The 2,107-nt window shown below is 64.1% G+C and carries 3 protein-coding genes; all 3 read right to left on the reverse strand.

Annotated features, from left to right (window positions below):
* The coding region (locus tag I5W_RS17020; protein ID WP_252717068.1) for a PrpF domain-containing protein at window positions 1–805 on the reverse strand (805 nt) is incomplete at its 3' end.
* Between the two features lie 279 nt (window positions 806–1,084).
* Window positions 1,085–1,405 carry a 2Fe-2S iron-sulfur cluster-binding protein gene (locus tag I5W_RS17025; protein ID WP_017450477.1) on the reverse strand — a complete coding sequence of 107 codons (321 nt, stop codon included), beginning with the start codon at window positions 1,403–1,405 and terminating at the stop codon, window positions 1,085–1,087.
* 24 nt (window positions 1,406–1,429) lie between these two features.
* Window positions 1,430–2,107: NAD(P)/FAD-dependent oxidoreductase (locus tag I5W_RS17030; RefSeq protein ID WP_044530110.1), on the reverse strand; the 678-nt coding region annotated here is incomplete at its 5' end.

The following is a 2,107-nucleotide window of genomic DNA, read 5'->3' on the forward strand; positions in this document are numbered from 1 at the left end:
GTAACCAGCGGGCGGTGCCACCAGGATGAGCGAGGGGAAGGTGCGGAACCCGCGCAGGATCGTCAGCACGCTCGATCAAGCCCATGCGCACGGCCCCACAGGCACGGATCCGCTGGAGTAGCGCGAATGCCTCGGCATTGCCATCGATGGCATCCAGCAGTTCCGTTCCCGCAAGGCCGACGGCGGCCGCGTCGATGAACATGGTCGGGGCGCCGGCGTTGCTCAGTGTTGCTTTCAGCCGCCCCACGCCCGGCACCTCCAGCTCGTCGATCAGGCATCCTGTCGGGAAGAGTGCACTGCCGCCCGTCCCTGCTTGCACCGTCGGGTCGATGAATTCCAGCCGCACCCCGGTCGCCGGAAAGTCCACGCCAGCATCGTCGCTGTCCTGGGCCCGTCGGCCCACCCGCGGCATGGTGGCAACGATGCTCTTACCGATGTTGGCCTGCCAGATCCGCACGGCGGCCGCAGCGTTTCGGGGAATGCGCTCCTTATGGACGAAGCCGCTGCGCAGGGCAAAGGAAGCGACGTCCGCCGAGCGATTACCGCCGTGGCCGCTCCAGTCGATGACTTCCTTGTCGCAGGCGACCTGGCCCTGCAAGTATTCGACGTCGGTCGCGGGCCTTGCGCTGCGCGCGACGATGACGACGTCGGCGGTGCGATTGCCGACCACGTGCATGAGGAAGCTGTCGCGCGCTTCGCCGGCAACGCGGGCCGCTTCGGGCAAGTCATCGAGGCGGAAGAATACGGCTTCGCTAGTGTCTTGCACGCAAGTGCCGACGATGTTGATCTGTGGCTGTTGTGTCATGCTCTATCCTGGTGTGATGTAAGACCGCCGCTCTTGACCCACAGCCGCTCGTGCCGATCGGATAGCGCTTGGCCAAACTTTTGAACGTTATTCTTATATTAGAACATCGTTCAAAAGATTCGACAAGCGAGGATGACGTATTTCCCTTATGGCGGTCGCACTAGGACCTGGTCGCGGCTGATGGTGCCGGTCGCGGCATAGGCGGCCATGACCTGCGCCGGCATGGCCGATCTTTCCCTCCGGACCAGGGCGACGGCAAGGCAGACAGGAGTCCGGCGCTCAGGTCTGGCTCTCCGGTAGCCGGATGATGAGGCCATCGAGCTCGGGAGTGACGGTCAACTGGCAAGTCAGGCGGCTGTTCGAGCGCACATCCATCGCGCAACTGAGCATGTCGGTTTCATATCCCTCGGGCGGCGGCACGCGGTCGTTCCAGGCTTCGTCCACATAGCCGTGACAGGTGGCGCAGCTGCAGCTACCGCCGCAGTCGCCGAGAATGCCCGGGACCTGGTTGTTGATGGCGGCCTGCATGATCGATTGGCCGAGTTCGGCGTGGACGGACTGTTCGGTGCCGTTGGATTGAATGAAGCGGATGGTTGGCATGTCTGGGATCCAGTAGTGCAAGGGTTACGAAGAGGTTGGAAGCAGGTCCTTCAGCGCAATGCTGTCGTCGGCGAGCTTGGCTGGATCGAGTTCGATCGCTTCGGCGATGAACCGCTTCGACAGCATGAAGTCCTGCGGCCGGCTGACCGTGTCGGCGGCAATCATGCGCCCTCCCTTCAGGTAGAACGCGGAAAACGAGCGGGCTCCGGTGTCGCCGCGCAGCACGAACTGGTCATAACCCTGCGACAGGCCGGTCATCTTCAGCTTCAGGTCGTACTGGTCGGACCAGAACCACGGCACCGAGTGATAGGGCTTGAGGACGCCGCACAGTGTCGCCGCGGCAGTGCGCGCCTGCTCCATGGCATTCGGCACAGACTCCAGGCGCAGCCGGCGTCCGTAGATATCGTTCGGGTGATTGCTGCAATCGCCAATGGCGACGATGTCGGGATCGGACGTGCGGGTGAAGGCGTCGACGACGATGCCGTTGTCGACCTCCAGTCCTGCGGCCTGCGCCAGTTCGGTGTTGGGTACCAGACCGACGCCGACGATCACCAGGTCGGCCGGGATGCGCGCGCCGTCCTGGCACACAACCGCCGCGACCGCGTCGCCGGACGCATCGAGTTCGAACTGCTCGACCTGCGTACCGGTGCGCAGGTCGACACCCTCCGCGCGATGGATCCGCTCAAGAAGCGGACACTCGGG

It is taken from the genome of Herbaspirillum sp. B65 (assembly GCF_000333555.1).
Classification (GTDB): domain Bacteria; phylum Pseudomonadota; class Gammaproteobacteria; order Burkholderiales; family Burkholderiaceae_D; genus Herbaspirillum; species Herbaspirillum rubrisubalbicans.